The organism is Streptomyces sp. AC555_RSS877 (assembly GCF_019049245.1).
GTDB lineage: Bacteria > Actinomycetota > Actinomycetes > Streptomycetales > Streptomycetaceae > Streptomyces.
Map to the genome: position 1 here is coordinate 190,415 of NZ_JAGMUK010000025.1, position 16,881 is coordinate 207,295.

The 16,881-nt window shown below is 70.3% G+C and carries 13 protein-coding genes and 1 pseudogene; 8 read left to right on the forward strand and 6 right to left on the reverse strand.

Annotated features, from left to right (window positions below; genetic code table 11):
• The first annotated feature begins 16 nt into the window (after positions 1 to 16).
• A complete protein-coding gene (locus KUM49_RS12095) occupies positions 17 to 1,399 on the forward strand; it encodes an amino acid permease (RefSeq protein ID WP_217236770.1) in 1,383 nt (460 codons plus the stop codon).
• A 9-nt stretch (positions 1,400 to 1,408) separates the two neighbouring features.
• Positions 1,409 to 2,563: an aminoglycoside phosphotransferase gene (locus tag KUM49_RS12100; RefSeq protein WP_217236771.1), complete on the forward strand. Its 1,155-nt coding sequence runs from the start codon at positions 1,409 to 1,411 to the stop codon at positions 2,561 to 2,563.
• A gap of 122 nt (positions 2,564 to 2,685) precedes the next feature.
• Here the strand turns inward: KUM49_RS12100 and KUM49_RS12105 are convergent, their stop codons facing one another.
• Positions 2,686 to 4,773, reverse strand: a complete 2,088-nt coding sequence (locus tag KUM49_RS12105) for an autotransporter (protein WP_217236772.1) — start codon at positions 4,771 to 4,773, stop codon at positions 2,686 to 2,688.
• Positions 4,774 to 4,954: 181 nt separating this feature from the next.
• Here KUM49_RS12105 and KUM49_RS12110 point away from each other — a divergent pair, with 181 nt between their 5' ends.
• Positions 4,955 to 6,055, forward strand: coding sequence for a family 43 glycosylhydrolase (locus KUM49_RS12110; RefSeq protein ID WP_217236773.1), 1,101 nt, complete (start codon positions 4,955 to 4,957; stop codon positions 6,053 to 6,055).
• 1 nt (position 6,056) lies between these two features.
• Positions 6,057 to 7,469 (forward strand): RICIN domain-containing protein, encoded by a 1,413-nt coding sequence (locus KUM49_RS12115; RefSeq protein ID WP_217236774.1) that lies wholly within the window; start codon positions 6,057 to 6,059, stop codon positions 7,467 to 7,469.
• Positions 7,470 to 7,481: 12 nt separating this feature from the next.
• Here the strand turns inward: KUM49_RS12115 and KUM49_RS12120 are convergent, their stop codons facing one another.
• The gene (locus KUM49_RS12120; RefSeq protein WP_217236775.1) at positions 7,482 to 9,161 is read right to left on the reverse strand and encodes a rhamnogalacturonan lyase B N-terminal domain-containing protein; all 1,680 of its coding nucleotides are present in this window, start codon (positions 9,159 to 9,161) and stop codon (positions 7,482 to 7,484) included.
• Positions 9,162 to 9,383: 222 nt separating this feature from the next.
• On the opposite strand from KUM49_RS12120, the gene KUM49_RS12125 reads away from it, so the two are divergent.
• Together KUM49_RS12125 and KUM49_RS12130 are read left to right on the forward strand one after the other, a co-directional pair.
• Positions 9,384 to 10,427, forward strand: coding sequence for a rhamnogalacturonan acetylesterase (locus KUM49_RS12125; RefSeq protein ID WP_217236776.1), 1,044 nt, complete (start codon positions 9,384 to 9,386; stop codon positions 10,425 to 10,427).
• 252 nt (positions 10,428 to 10,679) lie between these two features.
• Positions 10,680 to 12,377, forward strand: a complete 1,698-nt coding sequence (locus KUM49_RS12130) for a DUF2264 domain-containing protein (protein ID WP_217236777.1) — start codon at positions 10,680 to 10,682, stop codon at positions 12,375 to 12,377.
• Positions 12,378 to 12,490: 113 nt separating this feature from the next.
• Here KUM49_RS12130 and KUM49_RS12135 read toward each other — a convergent pair whose 3' ends face one another.
• Both KUM49_RS12135 and tnpA read right to left on the reverse strand, forming a co-directional pair.
• Positions 12,491 to 12,748, reverse strand: coding sequence for a hypothetical protein (locus tag KUM49_RS12135; RefSeq protein ID WP_254401088.1), 258 nt, complete (start codon positions 12,746 to 12,748; stop codon positions 12,491 to 12,493).
• 104 nt (positions 12,749 to 12,852) lie between these two features.
• Positions 12,853 to 13,281, reverse strand: coding sequence for an IS200/IS605 family transposase (gene tnpA / locus KUM49_RS12140; RefSeq protein WP_217236778.1), 429 nt, complete (start codon positions 13,279 to 13,281; stop codon positions 12,853 to 12,855).
• Between the two features lie 23 nt (positions 13,282 to 13,304).
• Here tnpA and KUM49_RS12145 point away from each other — a divergent pair, with 23 nt between their 5' ends.
• Together KUM49_RS12145 and KUM49_RS12150 are read left to right on the forward strand one after the other, a co-directional pair.
• Positions 13,305 to 14,462 carry a transposase gene (locus tag KUM49_RS12145; protein ID WP_308406604.1) on the forward strand — a complete coding sequence of 386 codons (1,158 nt, stop codon included), beginning with the start codon at positions 13,305 to 13,307 and terminating at the stop codon, positions 14,460 to 14,462.
• Between the two features lie 255 nt (positions 14,463 to 14,717).
• A pseudogene (locus KUM49_RS12150) lies at positions 14,718 to 15,458 on the forward strand (isocitrate lyase/phosphoenolpyruvate mutase family protein); the annotation flags it as partial.
• 15 nt (positions 15,459 to 15,473) lie between these two features.
• Here KUM49_RS12150 and KUM49_RS50665 read toward each other — a convergent pair.
• Entirely contained in the window at positions 15,474 to 16,259 is a 786-nt protein-coding gene (locus tag KUM49_RS50665; protein ID WP_374200147.1) for an alpha/beta fold hydrolase, read from the reverse strand.
• The gene (locus KUM49_RS12155; RefSeq protein WP_217236780.1) at positions 16,252 to 16,836 is read right to left on the reverse strand and encodes a TetR/AcrR family transcriptional regulator; all 585 of its coding nucleotides are present in this window, start codon (positions 16,834 to 16,836) and stop codon (positions 16,252 to 16,254) included. Before KUM49_RS12155 ends, KUM49_RS50665 begins: the two co-directional genes overlap by 8 nt.
• Between the last annotated feature and the right edge of the window lie 45 nt (positions 16,837 to 16,881).

A 16,881-nucleotide genomic window follows, 5' to 3' on the forward strand; every position in this document is an offset into this window, starting at 1 on the left:
TCCCCAGGGATCCGCCATGACCGCCCCCAGCCCCCCCGAGACCGCCGAGCCGGAACCGGCCGAACAGGCTGCCGCCACCTCGCGCCGCCGCACCTTCGGCCCGGCCGCCGCCACCGCCCTCGTCATGGGCAACATCATCGGCGGCGGCATCTTCGCGCTGCCCGCCACCGTGGCGCCGTACGGCGGTGTCAGCCTGGTCGCCTTCGTCGTCCTGTCGGTCGGCGCGGTGCTGCTCGCGCTGCTCTTCGGCAAACTGGCCCGGCGCAGCCCCGTCACCGGCGGCCTGTACGTGTACCCGCGCGACGCCTTCGGCCCCTTCGCCGGCTTCCTGTCGGCATGGTCGTACTGGACGATGTGCTGGGTCAGCATCGCCGCGCTCGCGGTCGCGGTCGTCGGCTACGTCGACGTCCTCATACCCCTCCACGGCAACCACACCCTCGAAGCGCTGGTCGCGCTCGCGGCGCTGTGGCTGCCGGCCGCCGCGAACTTCGCCGGCACCCGCTGGGTCGGTGCGGTCCAGGTCGTCTCCACCGTCCTCAAGTTCGTGCCGCTGCTGCTCGTCGCCACCGTCGGTCTCTTCTTCGTCGACGCCGACAACTACGGCCCGTTCAACGCCTCCGGCGAAAGCGTCTCCGGCGCGCTGGCCGCCTCCGCCGCGCTGCTCCTCTACAGCTTCCTCGGCGTCGAGTCGGCCGCCGTCAGCGCGGGCGAGGTCCGCGACCCCGAACGCAACGTCGGCCGCGCGAGCGTCCTGGGCACCCTGGCCTCCGCCCTGGTCTACATCCTCGGCATCGTCGCCGTCTTCGGCCTGGTCCCGCACGACAAGCTGGTCGACTCCGGCGCCCCCTTCGCCGACGCCGTGAACTCGATGGCCGGCGGCACCTGGGGCGGCACCGCGATCGCCCTGGTCGCCGTCGCCTCGATCACCGGCTGCCTCAACGGCTGGATCCTGATGGCCGCGCAGATGCCGTACGCCGCCGCCCGCGACGGCCTCTTCCCGGCGCGGTTCGCCAAGGTCGGCAAGGGCGGGGTGCCCGGCTTCGGCGTCTGGGCCTGCGTGGTCCTCGGCACGCTCCTCATCGGCCTCAACTACACGGCGGGCCCGGACACCACCTTCCGCGTCCTCGTCCTGATCACCACCTTCACCGGCTGCGTGCCCTACCTGCTGTCCGCCGCCGCCCAGCTGTACTGGCTGGCCAAGGGCACCCGCGAACGGGTCCGCCCGGCCGGCCTGGTCCGCGACCTGATCGTCGCCGCGCTCTCCTTCGCCTTCGCGTTCTGGCTGATCGCGGGCGCCGGCTACGCGGCCGTCTACCAGGGCGTACTGTTCCTCTTCGCGGGCATCCCCGTGTACGTGTGGCTGCGTGGACGCCGGGAACCGGCGGAGGAGTCCGCCTAACCTTGGGGGATGTCCGACACCGATGCCGTGGACGCGGAGGGCGCCGAAGCCGCCGATGCCGAGGGTGTGTACGAGGAGGCCCGGCAGATCCTCGGCCCCTTCCCCGGGCCCGTCTTCCTGGCGCCCCTCACCCACAACCCCAAGAACGGCGTCACCGGCGGCGTCTGGGTCGTCAACGCCGGTGACCGCTCCGCGATCCTGAAGGTCCTCACCCGCTCCAAGGAGGCCACCGGACGCTGGGCGGCCTCGGAGGACCCCCGGCACTGGAACTACTGGCGGCGCGAGGCCGACGTCTACACGTCCGGCCTCGCGCAGGTCTGGCAGCCGTACGGTGTCCGCGCACCCCGGCTGCTGGCCCCCGTCGAACGGCCCGACGGCGACATCGCGCTGTGGCTGGAGCGGGTACGCGGAGAACCCGCCACCCGCTGGAAGACCGCCCGGCACATCGAACACGCCTGCCGCCTGGGCGCCGCCCAGGGAGCCGTCGGCGCGGTGGCCGACGAGCCGTGGCTCTCACACCGCTTCCTGCGCCAGTACGTCGGCAGCAACATCTTCGGCCAGGAACTCCTCGACGACGACGAGGCCTGGCAGCAACCCCTGGTCCGCGACCACTTCCCCGAGGGTCTGCGCCGTGACATGGTCCGGCTGCACCACGACCGCGAGTGGTTCCTCGACGTCATGGAGGCCCTGCCGCGCACCTTCAGCCACCTCGACCTGTGGCCCGCCAACACCTGCGCCGACGGCCCCCGCAGCGTCGTGTTCGACTGGGCGTTCGCCGGCGACGGAGCCCTCGGGGAGGACCTCGGCAACTACCTCCCCGACACCGTCTTCGACCTGTTCGTCCCGGCCGCTCGCCTCCCCGAGTACGCGGCGGGGGCCTACGAGGCGTATCTGCGGGGTCTGCGCGACAGCGGCTGGAAGGGCGACGAGAACCTCGTACGGCTCGCGGTCTGCGCCTCAGCCGTCAAGTACGACTGGCTCACCGCGCTCATGCTGGCCCGCGCGGGCGAGGAGCAGCTGGCCTACGGCGGCGACCGCCCAGTGGACGCCGAACGCCGCTACCGGGAACGCGGCTCGACCCTCGCGTTCCTGGCGGAGTGGGCGACGGAGGCCCGAACACTCGCGCCCAGGCTGGGCTTCCCGGAGGCCCCGAGCGGCCGCTGACACCCCAGCCGCGCCCCAGCTGCGGGCAGTCGTGCCGCTGGGGCGGCGCGTGTGGGCGCAGCGGCACCCCGCAAGCGCGGTAAAGCGACACCCCGCGACCCCAGCCGCAACGCCGGGCACCGCTACCCATGAGCCGCGTGTCGCCCGCCCTTCCGCCGTCCACGCCGGGCCGCCGGCACCACAAGCCCCAAAAACAGTCCCACCGCGAGCGCATACGGCCACCAGCCGAGCCCGCCACTCGCAGCGTTGACCGCACGCGTGTCGGCCGCAACGGCTCCGGCCGACTCCGTCCCGCGAGCAACAGAGGGCGACGGGCTCACGGCGTCCGCACCGAGCACGACGTCGTTTCCGTCGCCCCCCTTGTAGCTGATGCGATACGTCGTGTCGGCGAGCTTCACCTTCGTGCCCTCCTTGAGGCCGGTGAACGCACCGCCGGTCTTGGCGCGCCCCGCGTGCTCCAGCACGGTGATCTCGCGCGCGGTGGCGGACCCGGCGGCCGACAGATCCAGTTCCCCGGCCAGCCGCACCGCCCCCGTCACCCTCAACGGCCTGTCCCGCAGGACGAGTTCGCCCTGCGCACGCTGCGTGTAGTCGCCGGAGACCGTGAGGCCGCCCGCGACGACGCCCTCGTTCGTCACGGCTCCCTTCACCGTGCCGGTGCCGGTCAGCGTGGTCGCCACCCGCAGCCCGGACGGGCCGGCGTCCAGCCGCGACCTGGCCGAGGAGAGCCGGATCACCTTGCTGCGGACCAGAGTCGCCCCCGACCGCAGGGCCAGCGTCCCCTTCTTCACCGTCGTGGCCCCGGTGTACGTCACCGCGCCGCCCGTCAGGGTCGTCGTGGCCGCCCCCGCCTGCGTGAGCGCACCGCTCCCGCTCAAGTGCGCCAGGGAGACCGGGGTCTTCGCGTTGTTCACGACGAGCGTCCCGTCGTTCACGACCCGTCGGCGCTCGGTGCCGGTCAGCAGGGAACCGTCCCCCTGTGCCGAGCCCAGCCGCAGCACCGCGCCCTTGCGTACGGTCGTCGAACCGTCGTAGTACTGCTTGGCCGCGAAGGTGACGTCGTTCCCGCGCGTCCCCGCGATGACGACGTCCCCGGCTCCGGGGGCGGACAGCGTGTCGTGGAACACGCCGCCACCGATCGGCGCTCCCAGCGTCACCGGGCCGTTGTAGTCGAAGGTGAGGAGCGAACGGGAGCGCGCCGCAAGGAGGTTGATGTAGACCGTCTCGGCGGTGCCCGGCATGAAGATCCTGTTCGTGGTGCCGTCGCCCCACTGCACGTTGGCGCCCTTGATGTTGGTGCCGCGCTTGTTGACGTTCTTCCGTGCGGGCGTCCAGTTCAGGGCGGGGTCGCTGAGCGAGGGGTTGGTGTCGCCGCCCTGGTCCGACCAGCTGTACTGGCCGGTGAGGACGACCTTGCTGCCGGGCCGCGACTGGACGTTGATGTCGCTGCCGTACTCGCGCTGGTAGAAGTCCATGCCCTCGGTGACGGTCTGGCCCAGCGGGGTGTCCACGGTCCAGGTGCCCTGGTTGAGGACCTTGCGCACGTTCGGCAGTGAGGTCGCGAACTCGGGCCGTCCGGCGTTCACCTGGGTGCCGTTGTCGATCACTCCGGAGAACGAGTGGGTGCCCGACAAGTCCCAGGTGCCCCAGAGGAACCGCGGCTGGGTGATCAGTCCTGAGCCGCTGATGGTGCCCAGGTTGTAGGCGCTCCTCAGGGAGAGCCGCAGGGTGCCGTCGACCCGGATGTTGTCCTGGTTGAGCCGGAACGCCGGGGTGTTGTACGGGAAGTGGCCGATCAGCCCGGTGGTCCCGCCGGTGCCGTACTGCAGGGTGGCGCCCCGCTGGACCGTGATCGCGGGCGGATCGGGGTTGGCGGTGGTGACGTAGGGGTGGTTGCCGCCGGGTGTCGCCACCTTCTGCCGCTGACGGGACTTCGGCAGGGTGAAGTCGCTGTCCTTGGTCAGGACCAGCGTCCCGCTGCCGCGCACGGTGAGCGTGCCCTCGCCGCGGAAGACTCCGTCGTACGTCGTCGTCCCCGACGGCACGGTGACGACCGTGTCGCCGGTGAGGGTCACGTCGCGGTCCGCGAGCACGTCGGCGGTGACGTCCCGGTTCCCGGCGGCCGTCGCCGGGGGAGCGGTGGCGAGGAGGGCGGCCACGGCCGCGAGGGCGCCGGCGGCCGCTGCTGTCTTGTGGGTATGGCTGCGCACGGATCGGAGACGGATCGGCACGCCTGCGGATAACAGAAATTCGCCCGGTAGAAAGCGCCTTCTCCAGTCTCGTCGAACCCGTTGACCTCCCGGTTGCACACCCGTACCTTTTCGGCGTTCGTCATGACAGATGTCGTTCGTAATTCCGAACATCTCGTACCCCCCGCGAGAGGCAGTGTGTATGAGCCGCGACACCGACCTGCCCGAATACCCCCACCGCAGACTGCTGCTCAAGAGCGCCCTGGCCGCGGGCGCCCTGGCGGCGGCCGCCCCCGGCATCGCCCAGGCCGCCCCGACCCGGAAAGCAGCCCCGTATGTGAACCCGCTCGTCCGCAACCGCGCCGACCCGCACATCCACCGCCACTCCGACGGCCACTACTACTTCACGGCGACCGCGCCCGAGTACGACCGCATCATCCTGCGCCGCTCCCGCACCCTGAACGGGCTCGCGACCGCCGCCGAGTCCGTGATCTGGACCAAGCACGCGACCGGCGACATGGGCGCGCACATCTGGGCACCGGAGATCCACCGCATCGGCGGCAAGTGGTACATCTACTTCGCCGCGGCGCCCGCCGAGAAGATCTGGGACATCCGTATCTGGGTGCTGGAGAACGCCCACCGCGACCCCTTCAAGGGGACCTGGACCGAGCGCGGTCAGCTCAAGACCGCCTGGGAGACCTTCTCCCTGGACGCCACCACCTTCACCCATCGGGGCAGCCGCTACCTCGCCTGGGCGCAGCACGAGCCCGGAATGGGCAACAACACCGCCCTGTGGCTGTCGAGGATGGCGAACCCGTGGACCCTGACGGGCCCTCAGGTCCGACTCTCCACCCCCGAGTACGACTGGGAGTGCATCGGCTTCAAGGTCAACGAGGGCCCGTCGGTCATCTGCCGCAACGGCCGCCTCTTCATGACGTACTCCGCCAGCGCCACCGACTTCAACTACTGCATGGGCCTGCTGACCGCCGACGCGGGCAGTGACCTGATGGACCCCGCCAGCTGGGCCAAGTCGCCGACGCCGGTGTTCACCAGCAACGACACGACCAAGCAGTACGGGCCGGGCCACAACTCGTTCACCGTCGCCGAGGACGGCCGCACCGACGTCCTCGTCTACCACGCCCGCCAGTACAAGGAGATCGTCGGCGACCCGCTGAACGACCCCAACCGCCACACCCGCGTCCAGAAGCTCGGCTGGAAGGCCGACGGCACCCCCGACTTCGGCATCCCCGTGGCGGACACGGCGCCGACCGCCTCCGTCGAACCGGTCAAGGAGAGTGCCTGAGATGAGACGTGCCTACGCCGCACTGCTCGCCCTGTGCCTGGCGCTGCTCGGCGCCCTGGCCACCGCCGGCCCCGCCCAGGCCGCACCCCAGACCATCACCAACGGCACCCAGTTCACGGACACGACGGGCAACCCCGTGCACGCCCACGGCGGCGGGGTCCTCAAGGTCGGCTCCTACTACTACTGGTTCGGTGAGAACCGCAACGCCGACAACACCTTCCGGTACGTGGACGCCTACCGCTCCACCGACCTGAAGAACTGGGAGTTCCGCAACCACGTCCTGACCGAGGCGACCGACCCCGAGCTGGCCACCGCCAACATCGAGCGGCCCAAGGTCATGTACAACGCGTCCACCGGCAAGTTCGTGATGTGGATGCACAAGGAGAACGGCACCGACTACAGCGAGGCCCGCGCCGCCGTCGCCGTCTCCGACACCGTCGACGGCAACTACACCTGGCGGGGCAGCTTCCGCCCGCTCGGCCAGCACATGTCCCGCGACATCACGGTCTTCGTGGACACCGACGGCGCCGGCTACATGATCTCCGCCGCCCGCGAGAACTACGACCTGCACATCTACCGGCTGACCGCCGACTACACCGGCATCGCGAGCCTGGTCGCCGACCCCTGGCACGGCGGCCACCGCGAGGCGCCGGCCCTGTTCAAGCGGGGCAACGTCTACTTCATGCTGACCTCGGGCGCGACCGGCTGGAACCCCAACCAGCAGCAGTACGCGACGGCCACCTCGCTGTCCGGCCCCTGGTCGGCGATGACCAACGTCGGCGACTCGACGACGTACGGCTCGCAGACCGCGTTCGTCCTGCCCGTGCAGGGCAGTTCGGGCACGTCGTACCTCTACCTGGGCGACCGCTGGGGCAACTCCTTCGGCGGGACCGTCAACGACTCCCGGTACGTGTGGCTGCCGCTGAGCTTCCCCAGCTCGACCTCGATGTCCATGTCCTGGTCCCCGGAGGTCACCGTCGACACTGCGGCCGGCACGGTCAGCGGCACGAGTGCCACGTACAACACGCTGATCGCCCGGAACTCGGCCAAGTGCGCCGACGTGACGAGCCAGTCGCTGTGGCAGGGTGCCCAGATCAAGCAGTACGACTGCAACGGCGGCAACAACCAGAAGTACTGGTTCAAGCCTCTCTCCGGCGGCTACTACCAGCTGATGGTCAGGAGCAGTTCCCTGTGCGTGCAGGAGAACGCGAACACGGTCACGCAGGAGAACTGCAACACCTCCGCGACCAGTCAGCAGTGGTCGCTGACCACCAGCGGCTCGTACGTCACCGTAAAGGCCCGCACGAGCGGCGAGTGCCTGGACGTGAACGGCGCGTCCACCGCCAATGGTGCCTCGGTGATCACGTACACCTGCAACGGGGCGACCAACCAGCAGTGGACACGCGGAACATGATGCTCTGTCAGGTCAGACCAGCAGGTCGATCGCGTCGATCGCCGTGCCCGCGCTGAGGTAGGAGGTCGTCCCCGATCCGCTCACCACGTTGATCTTCAGCACGTTGTACTGGCTGGTGTCAGTGAGCCAGGCACTCGCCGGAACGCTGTAGGTGAACGTGTGGTTGTTCCCCCGGTAGGACCCGTTGGTCAGCGACCGGGTGTTCGGCTGGGTGGGCGGGGAGGGGATGGCCGACGTCCAGGCGTTGACGACGACCTGCGGCCGGCCGTTGGCGTAGGCCGTCGTCACGCCGATCCGCAGGGTGTGTGCGGCGGCGGCCTGGGCCGCGGTCAGCTTGAAGTACACCAGCAGACCGCTGTTGACGTCCTTCCAGAGGTAGCAGGGGAAGGCGGACGTCTCGCTGCCGCTGCCGATCACCACGTTGCCGGTCCAGGAGGCGGCCCGGACGTCGGACGGGTGCGCGTACGTCATCAGACCGGCGTTCTTGAAGCCGCTCGGCGTGCCGTTCCAGTCGTTGATCCGCCAGATGGCGTTCGCGTTGGACGGGTCGTTCGTGGAGGGGATCGCGATCGAGTTGAGGGTCGTCGTACCGCCCGCGGACACGGTCACCTGTGTACTGTATACAGCCAGCTCGCCCTTGTGGACGGTCAGCGTGTACGTCCCCGGCAGCACCCCGCCGATCGAGAAGTAACCGTCGGACGCCCGCGCCGAACCCCAGTACTGTGCCGCCGAGTTGGCGATCCCGACCGTGTACGGGTGCGCCGTGTTCCGTCCCGTGATGCCGACCCCCGCGACCCGGCCCCGGCCGCTCGCGCCGACGTATCCCGAGATGCCGAGCGAGTCGGCCCAGGAGGTGGTGAGCGTGCCCGGGAACAGCGACGAGGAGGGCGCTCCGCCGTCCGTGAAGGAGACGACGTACGGGCCCTGGAGACCGAAGCGCTGGTCCTCGGTCTGGTTCTGGCCGTAGTACAGGATCTCGTACAGGCCGCCGCCGTCCGCGCTCTGGTGGCGCAGCAGCGAGCGGTAGAACGGACCGCCGGAGGCCTTCTCGTGGTTGCTGCGGACGATCCACAGGCCGACGCTGCCGGTCGTCCAGCCGACGTAGTCGTAGTCCATGACCCGCAGCTTCGAATAGTGCTTCGAGCGGGTCTGGCCGTCGGACTTCGCGAACACGTCCGAGGCCTCGATGGTGCTGTTCGTGTACGTGTAGGAGTCGGGCTCGTCGTTGAGGAAGAGGCCCTTCTTCACGCGCAGGATGTAGCGGGTCGCGGAGACGGACGTGTCGGCCTTGTTGGTCCACAGGTAGACGTTGTTCTCGCCGCTGCGGGCCGCGTAGTAGTGCTTCAGCGTGCCGTACGCGACGGAGATCAGGATCGTCGTACCGGACTGCCTGATGCTCACGGTGGAGGCGCCGAGGCCGGACTCGATGTGCGAGTTCATGCCGCCGTAGCCCTGGTACTCCACGCCGCGGTAGACGAGCGAGGTCAGGTCGCCGTTGGTCTTGCTGACCTTGAAGACGAGGTTGGCACCGGTGTCGACGACGTAGTTCGACCCGTCGTCGGTGTAGCCGAAGGCCGCGGCGGACGCGGTCTGGGCGAGCGGGCCGGTGAGGGCGGCCGTACCGGCGGCGGCCGCGGCGGAGAGGACGAAGGTACGGCGTCGGACCGGTCTGTTGTTCGCGGTTCCGGACATGGGGGTGCCTCCTTCAGTTGGTGTGGGGGTCGGGTGCCGGGGCCTGCCCGGCGATCCTGGTTGGCAGAGTGACAGTTGAATCGATTTCGCGAAAGGGCTTTCGCTGCTCTCGAGTTGGCAATCATGTGAAAACGATCCAAGGACTAGAAAGCGCTTGCCAGGAGCGGTACGGTCCAGCCGCCAGGCCTTGTCGCCCTGCCGCAGGACCCTCGGAGGAGCCGAATGAGACGTTTCAACCTCGCCGTGCTGGCGGCGCTGACCCTGAGCGCCACAGTGATCGCCGTACCCGCCCAGGCGCACGGCGGTCAGCGCCCCCTGGGCATCGACCACTGCACCGCCACCGCCTGCCACTTCGACCTCCCGCCCGGCACCTACGACGTGTTGGTCCTCCTCGGCGGCGACGCCGGGTCGAGCACGAGCATCGCCGGCGAGACCCGGCGCTCCATGCTCCCCGAGACCACCGTCGCGGCCGGCGAGCGGGTCGCCCGCAGCTTCACCGTGAACGTCCGTACCCCCGAGGGCGAGCCGACCGGACCCGCTGGCACCCCCGGCCTGGACCTCGTACTGGGCGGCACGGCGCCCGCGCTCGCCGACATCAAGGTCACCACCACCCGGCACGCCCGCCAGATCTTCCTCGTCGGCGACTCCACGGTCTGCGACCAGCCCGGCGACCCGTACTCCGGCTGGGGCCAGCAACTGCCCCAGTACCTCCGCAAGGGCGTGTCCGTCGCCAACTACGCCGATTCCGGCGAGAGTACGGTGACGTATCTGGGGAACCCCCAGTTGTGGGCCACCGTCCAACCGCAGATCCGCCGCGGTGACCTGGTCCTGATCCAGCTCGCCCACAACGACAAGACGACGGACGAGGCGACCTACCGGGCGAACCTGGAGGCTCTGGTGGCGGGCGTACGGGAGAAGGGCGGCAAGCCGGTCCTCGTCACCCCGATCGTGCGCCGCTGGTTCAACTCCGACGGCACCCTGAACAACGGCACCGCGCTCCTGGTCAACGGCCTCGGTGTGAACCATCCCGAGGTCGTCCGCTCGGTCGCCGCCGCCGAGGACGTCCCGCTGATCGACCTGACGGCGAAGACGAAGGCGGTCGTGGAGTCGCTCGGGGTCGAGGGCTCCAAGGCGCTGTACCTCTACAACGAGAAACGGGACAACACGCACACATCCGCCCACGGCGCGACCGTGTACGCGCAACTGGTCCGTGACGAACTCGTCGCCCAGCATCTGGTGCCCAAGGGCCTGGTGCGGGTGTCATAGACCCCTGGGGCGCTCCGACCGGAACCGGGGCGCCCCAGGCTTAGGGGTCCTTTCACTATGCCCGTCCGGGTCGCGCGGCCTGGCACCGCACCTCGCCGCGTTGCCGAAACGCCCACGTGGCTCCGCCACGAGGACGCTCCGGCGCCTTGCGATGCACGGCACCAGACCACGCGACCTGATCGGACGCTCATAGTGAAAGGACCCCTTAGGCCGATTCGAGTCGAGCAAGCACACCCCGCACGAAAGAGACCCATGCAGCTGCCTCCCGACGACCGCACCCTCAGCCCGCTCACCGGCTGCACCCGCGCCCACTGGGAGGCGGCGGCCGACGCCCTGCTCGCGGCCGTCGAGCCGTACGCCACCGAGGACCGCGCCCTCTACCACTTCCCCGGCGGCCACGAGAGCTGGTCGGGAACCCTCTCCGACGGCCTGGAGGGCTACGCCCGCACCCTGCTGCTGGCAGCCTTCCGCCGCGACGAGACCGCCCTGGAACGCTACGCCGACGGGCTCGCCGCGGGCGTGTCGGGCGTCTGGCCGCGCATCGAGGACCGCAGCCAGCCGCTCGTCGAGGCCGCGTCGATCGCCCTCGCGCTCAGGCTGACCCGGCAGCTGCTGTGGGACCGCCTGGACGAGGGCGTGCGCCAGCGGGCGGCGGCCTGGCTCGGCGACGCGCTCACCGCCGAGGCCTGGCCCTGCAACTGGGAGCTGTTCCCCGTCACGGTCGGCGGCTTCCTCCAGGAGATCGGCCACGAGACCGACGCGTCCCGCAAGGCGATCGACAACGGCCTGGAACGCATCGAACAGTGGTACGTCCGCGACGGCTGGTACACCGACGGCGACGGCCGCAAGTTCGACTACTACAACGGCTGGGCCATGCACCTCTACCCGGTGCTGCACGCCTGGCTCGCCGACGACGACCGGCTCCTGGACCTCTACGGCGGCCGCCTGGAACGCCACCTCGCCGACTACGCCCGCCTGTTCGGCGGCGACGGCGCCCCGTTGCACCAGGGCCGCTCCCTGACGTACCGCTTCGCGACGACCGCCCCGCTGTGGCTCGGCGCGATGACCGGCCGTACGCCGCTGGCACCGGGGGAGACGCGGCGGCTGGCCTCCGGTGCGCTGAAGTACTTCCTGGACCGGGACGCGGTCGACTCGCGCGGCCTGCTCACCCTCGGCTGGCACGGGCCCGACCCGGCCGTCCTGCAGGGCTATTCGGGCCCCGCCTCCCCGTACTGGGCCAGCAAGGGCTTCCTCGGGCTCCTCCTGCCGCCGGACCACGAGGTGTGGACCGCCGCCGAAGAACCGGGCCCGGCCGAGCGGTCCGACGCCGTGACGTCGATCGCCGCCCCCAACTGGCTGCTGCAGTCCACGCGTTCGGACGGGCTCGTCCGCCTCCACAACCACGGCAGCGAGGACGTCCGCTACGACCCGTACTACACGCGCCTCGCCTACTCGACGGTGACGACGCCTTCACCGTCGTACGACAACAGCGTGATCGTCGGCGACGACCCGAGCCGTACCGGGATCGAGCCCCTGGGCGTCGGCGACGGCTGGGTGGCCTCGCGGCACACGGCGGGCGGGGGAGCGCGGGTGACCAGCGTGGTGCTCGCGCGCGGGGTGAGCGAGGTGCGGGCGCATCTCGTGTCGGGTGCCGCGCCGGGGACCGCGGTGCGGGTCACCGGGTGGGTGGCAGGCGACGGGGTGCGCGCCGAACTGGTGCCCGTGGTCGGCCTGGACGACGAGCTCACGGGTGTCACCGGGGACGGCGGCACCCTGTTCGTCGCGCTGGCCCGGCTCACCGCCGAGCCGGACCCCGTACCGCTGGGGGAGACGGTGAGCGTACGGACGGACGCGGCAGGGGAGTTGACGGTCCGGTGGAGCGAGGGGCCCGAGACACGGGTGCGGCTGGACGAGTCCGCCGTACGCGTCGAGTCCCGCCCGGCCGGATGACCCGCGGGTGAGCGCAGCGCGCCCGCCACGGCCGTGAACAGCCGTGCCGGCCTCCCGCGCCACGGGTGGCTGATCTTCTGCGGGCGCGCCCGCGGGCCGGCCCGCGGGCGCCCTCACGGCGTGACGCGGGCGATCCTCAGGCTCGTCGAGGCCGGCGACGCGCCGGTGAGCGCGGTCGCGTAGCTCGGCGTCACGGGCACGTACGCCCACATCAGCGTGCCGTCCTTCTGCACCGCGATGTCACCCGTCATCCGCGCCGCGACGACCTTGTCCGCGCTCTGGAACTTCCCGTTCCAGTCGATGAGCCGCAGATGCGTGCCCGTGAAGGTGCCCGTGCAGGTGCCGCTCGCGCACTTGGCGTTCTTCAGCATGATCTAGCGCGGAACCCCGGGCGTTCACGCCCTGGAGGAAGCGCTTCTTAACGCTGCTCTGACCCGCGCGGGTGCACGGGTCTGCACTGTTGACCTGAGCCAGCTCAGGCGGGTCGTTTCTGGTTCTCGATGTACTCCTTGATGACGGCGAGCGGGGCGCCCCCGCACGAGGCGGCGAAGTAGGACGGCGACCAGAAGTGCTCGCCCCACAGGTACTTGCGGATGTGGCCGGGGAACTCCTGCCGTAGGCGCCGGGCGGAGACACCCTTGAGGGAGCCTACGAGCCGGGAGATGGCGACCTTGGGCGGGTAGTGCACGAGCAGGTGGACGTGATCGCGTTCGCCGTTGAACTCCCGCAGCTCCGCGCCGAAGTCGGTGCACACGTCGCGCATGACCTCTTCGCAGCGCCGAAGGATCTCGTCGGTGAATGGTCCGCGCCGGTACTTGGGAGTGAAGACCAAGTGCGCGTGGAGGGTGTAGACGACGCTACGGCCCCTGCGGATATCGGGGTTTGGCTCCCAGCGTGGTGACATAGATCAATGCTACGATCACGCCCGTGAAGATCGTGACGCAGGTCAAACTCACACCGGATGCCGTGCAGGCATTCGTGCTTGAGCGCACCCTGCGCACGGTCAATGACGCCGCGAACTGGGTGTCGCAGGTGGCGTTCGAACACGGCGTGTCGCGTGAGTACGAGCTGCGCAAGCACACCTACGCCGAACTCAAAGCCCGTGGGCTGGGAGCTCAGGCCGCGCAACACGTCATCAAGAAGGTGCGCGACTCGTACACCACGCTCAAGGCCAACATCCGGGCCGGGAACCTCGGCAAGGAAGGCTCCAAGCGTCGCCGCAAGGCCGAGTCCAAGCCGATCACCTTTCGCCCCGAGGCCGCCCAGCCGTATGACGACCGGTGTCTGAGCTGGCAGTACGACCAGCAGACCGTGTCCATCTGGACCGTGGACGGCCGGGTCAAGAACGTGCCGTTCGTGTGCTCCCCGGACGCGCTCAAGATGCTCCAGGCGCACCGGCAGGGCGAATCCGACCTGATCGAGCGCGACGGCGTATTCTACCTCGTCGCCACCTGTGACGTGACCGAGGCCGAGCAGTACGAGCCGGACGGCTTCATCGGCGTGGACCTCGGGATCGAGAACATCGCCACCGCCTCCACCGGCTACCTCGCCGCCGGGCGGGGGCTCAACCGGTACCGCAAGCGACAGCTTGCCCTGCGGGCCAAGCTCCAGAAGAAGCGCACCAAGAGCGCCAAGCGGCGGCTCAAGGCCCGTGCCCGCAAGGAAGCGCGGCACGCCGCGAACACCAACCACATCATCTCCAAGACGATCGTGACCGAGGCTGAACGCACCGGACGCGGCCTGTCCCTCGAAGAACTCAAGGGCATCCGCAACCGGGTACGGCTCCGCAAGCCCCAACGGGTCGCACTCCACTCCTGGGCCTTCGCCCAGCTCGGAGACTTCATCGTCTACAAGGCCAAGCGGGCCGGGGTGCCCCTGGTCTTCGTTGATCCCGCGTACACGTCGCAGACGTGCGCCGAGTGCGGCCACGTCGACAAGCGAAACCGTGTCGACCAGGGGCTTTTCATCTGCCGGGGGTGCGGGGTCGTTGCCCACGCCGACCGGAATGCTTCCCACAACATCGCCACCCGTGGCGAGATCGCGTGGAATGCGGGGCGTGAGTCACGCGTCCCTGCCACCCCATAGGGGTGTCTGGACGGAGGAGTCCACCCCAGCAGCCAGCTGGGCACTACCTCCAAGCCCGGTCCTTTAGGGCCGGGTCAAGTTGACGGACTCCCAGGACAGCAGCAGACGGTCCTTGCCGTACGGGGCGTCTTGCGGATGTCATGTCGGTCAGTCGCCGCCGGACGATCAAAGGTTGCCGTGCGGGCCAGGGGAGCTCGGGCTGCCGCCGGAACACTTCGGCGGGCACCGAACCGAGCCGCCCCTACCGTGGCGGACATGACCGCGTTCGCCGCACTGCACCACGCCAAGGAGCCGTTGCTGCTCCCCAACGCCTGGGACCACGCCTCCGCGACGGCCCTGGCCGGGCAGGGCTTCCGTGCCATCGGCACGACGAGCCTCGCCGTCGCCGCGGCCGTGGGGCTGCCCGACGGATCACCGGCCACCCGCGAGCACACCCTCCAACTCGCCCTGACCCTGGGCACGGAACCCTTCCTGCTCTCCGTCGACGCGGCCAACGGCTTCAGCGAGGACCCGGAGCGGGTGGCGGAGCTGGCGCGCGAGCTGTCCGTGGTCGGGGTGGCCGGCATCAACCTGGAGGACGGCCTGGGCCCGGCGGCCCTGCACGCCCGGAAGATCGCCGCGGTGAAGTCCGCGGCCCCCGCCCTGTTCGTGAACGCCCGCACCGACACCCACTGGCTGGGCGACGGCGACTTCGCGGACACCCTGACCCGCCTGGACACCTACCAACAGGCGGGCGCCGACGGGGTGTTCGTCCCCGGCCTGACCGACCCGGCCCGGATCGCCGCCCTCGTACGCCACCTCGACGTGCCCCTCAACCTCCTCTACTCGCCCACCGGCCCGACCGTCCCCCACCTCACCGACCTCGGCGTACGGCGCGTCAGCCTGGGTTCGCTGCTGTACCGGCGTGCGCTGGGCGCGGCGCTGGAGACGGTGACGGAGATCCGGGCGGGCCGTGCACCCCGGGGCGCGGCACCGTCGTACGCCGAGGTCGAGGCGTGGTCGGGGAGCCCCTCAGGCGGCCGGAAGCAGGGTCTCCCTGAGCCGTTCGGCAAAGGCAAGGGGGTGCTCGACGGCGCCGATGTGCCCACCGGGGAACTCAACGAAGTCGCTCCCGGTCCGATCGGCGATGAACTCGGCGGTGCGGTGGAGGAGTTGCCCCCGTGAGACGGATCCGGCGCTGAGGGTGAGACGCGGAGGAAAGGCTCCCAGGTCGGGCACGTAGGAGGTGAACGGCACCAGGACATGGGCGAGAAAGACGGCCATCGGATGACCCAACTCCTCGTCACGAGAGAGGGACTGACCCTGAAGAGGCTCCACCGTCTGCCCCGTCAGTCCGGCGCCGAGCCGTGCGCCGGCGGCCTGGAGCCCCGCCGCGCGATAGGTGTCGTACACCTCCCGGAACATGGCCCGCTGCCGGTCCCCGTCCGGCAGTACGCCCACGCACGGCGGCTCGTGTGCGACGACGTGCCGCAGTCGCCGAGGATGCCGGGCGAGCAGGTCGAGGGCCGCGATGCCGCCCGAGCTGGTGCCGAGAACATACGCGAACTCCCCTTCGGGCAGCGTCCGCTGGAGCACCCGGTACGCCCCGTCGCTCCACTCCTCGACCCGCTGGTCGTGGACGGGGCGGCCGAGGCGGCCGTGGGCGAGGCCGAGCGGGTCGTACGTGACGACCGTGAAGTGCTCGGCGAGCACGTCCGTCATCGCCTCGAGCCCCATGGGATGGCCGGCGCCACCGGGGATGACGAGGAGGACGGGCCCCTCGCCACGAACGTCGTAGTGGAGTGGTGGCTCAGTCATCGCTCTTCGTCTCGCGGGGCCAGTGTTCGAGGGTGATGTGCAGGGCGTCGATCGCCCTGTCCCAGGACGCCTGCACGGCGCGGGGGTGACCGAAGCCGCCTGCGGACTCCAGGGCGCAGTAGCCGTGGAAGGTGGCGCGCAGCAGCCGTACGGCGTCGGTGAGGTCGGGTTCGTCGAGACCGTAGGCACGGAGCATGCCGTACGTGATCTCGGCGGTGCGGAGCATGGCGGCGGAGCCGGTGACGAGGGCCGGGTCGACCCGGATCCGGGTGGCGGCGTACCGGCCCGGGTGCTGGAGGGCGTACTCCCGGTAGGCCCCGGCGAAGGCGGCCAGCGCGTCCTTTCCCGACCGCCCCGCCACGGCGGCGGCGATCCGGTCGATCATCTCCCCGCCGGCGAGGAGGGCGACCCGGGTGCGCAGGTCCTGCAGATTCCTGACGTGCGAGTACAGGCTCGCGTCCTTGACGCCGAAGTGCCGGGCCAGGGCGGAGAGCGTGACGTGTTCAAAACCGGCCTCGTCGGCCAGTTCGGCGGCGGCCGCGGTGATGCGGTCGGGGGTGAGGCCGGCTCTGGGCACTGGGGGGACCTCCGCGATACCGTCGGCTAGGGCACCTAGCTTATG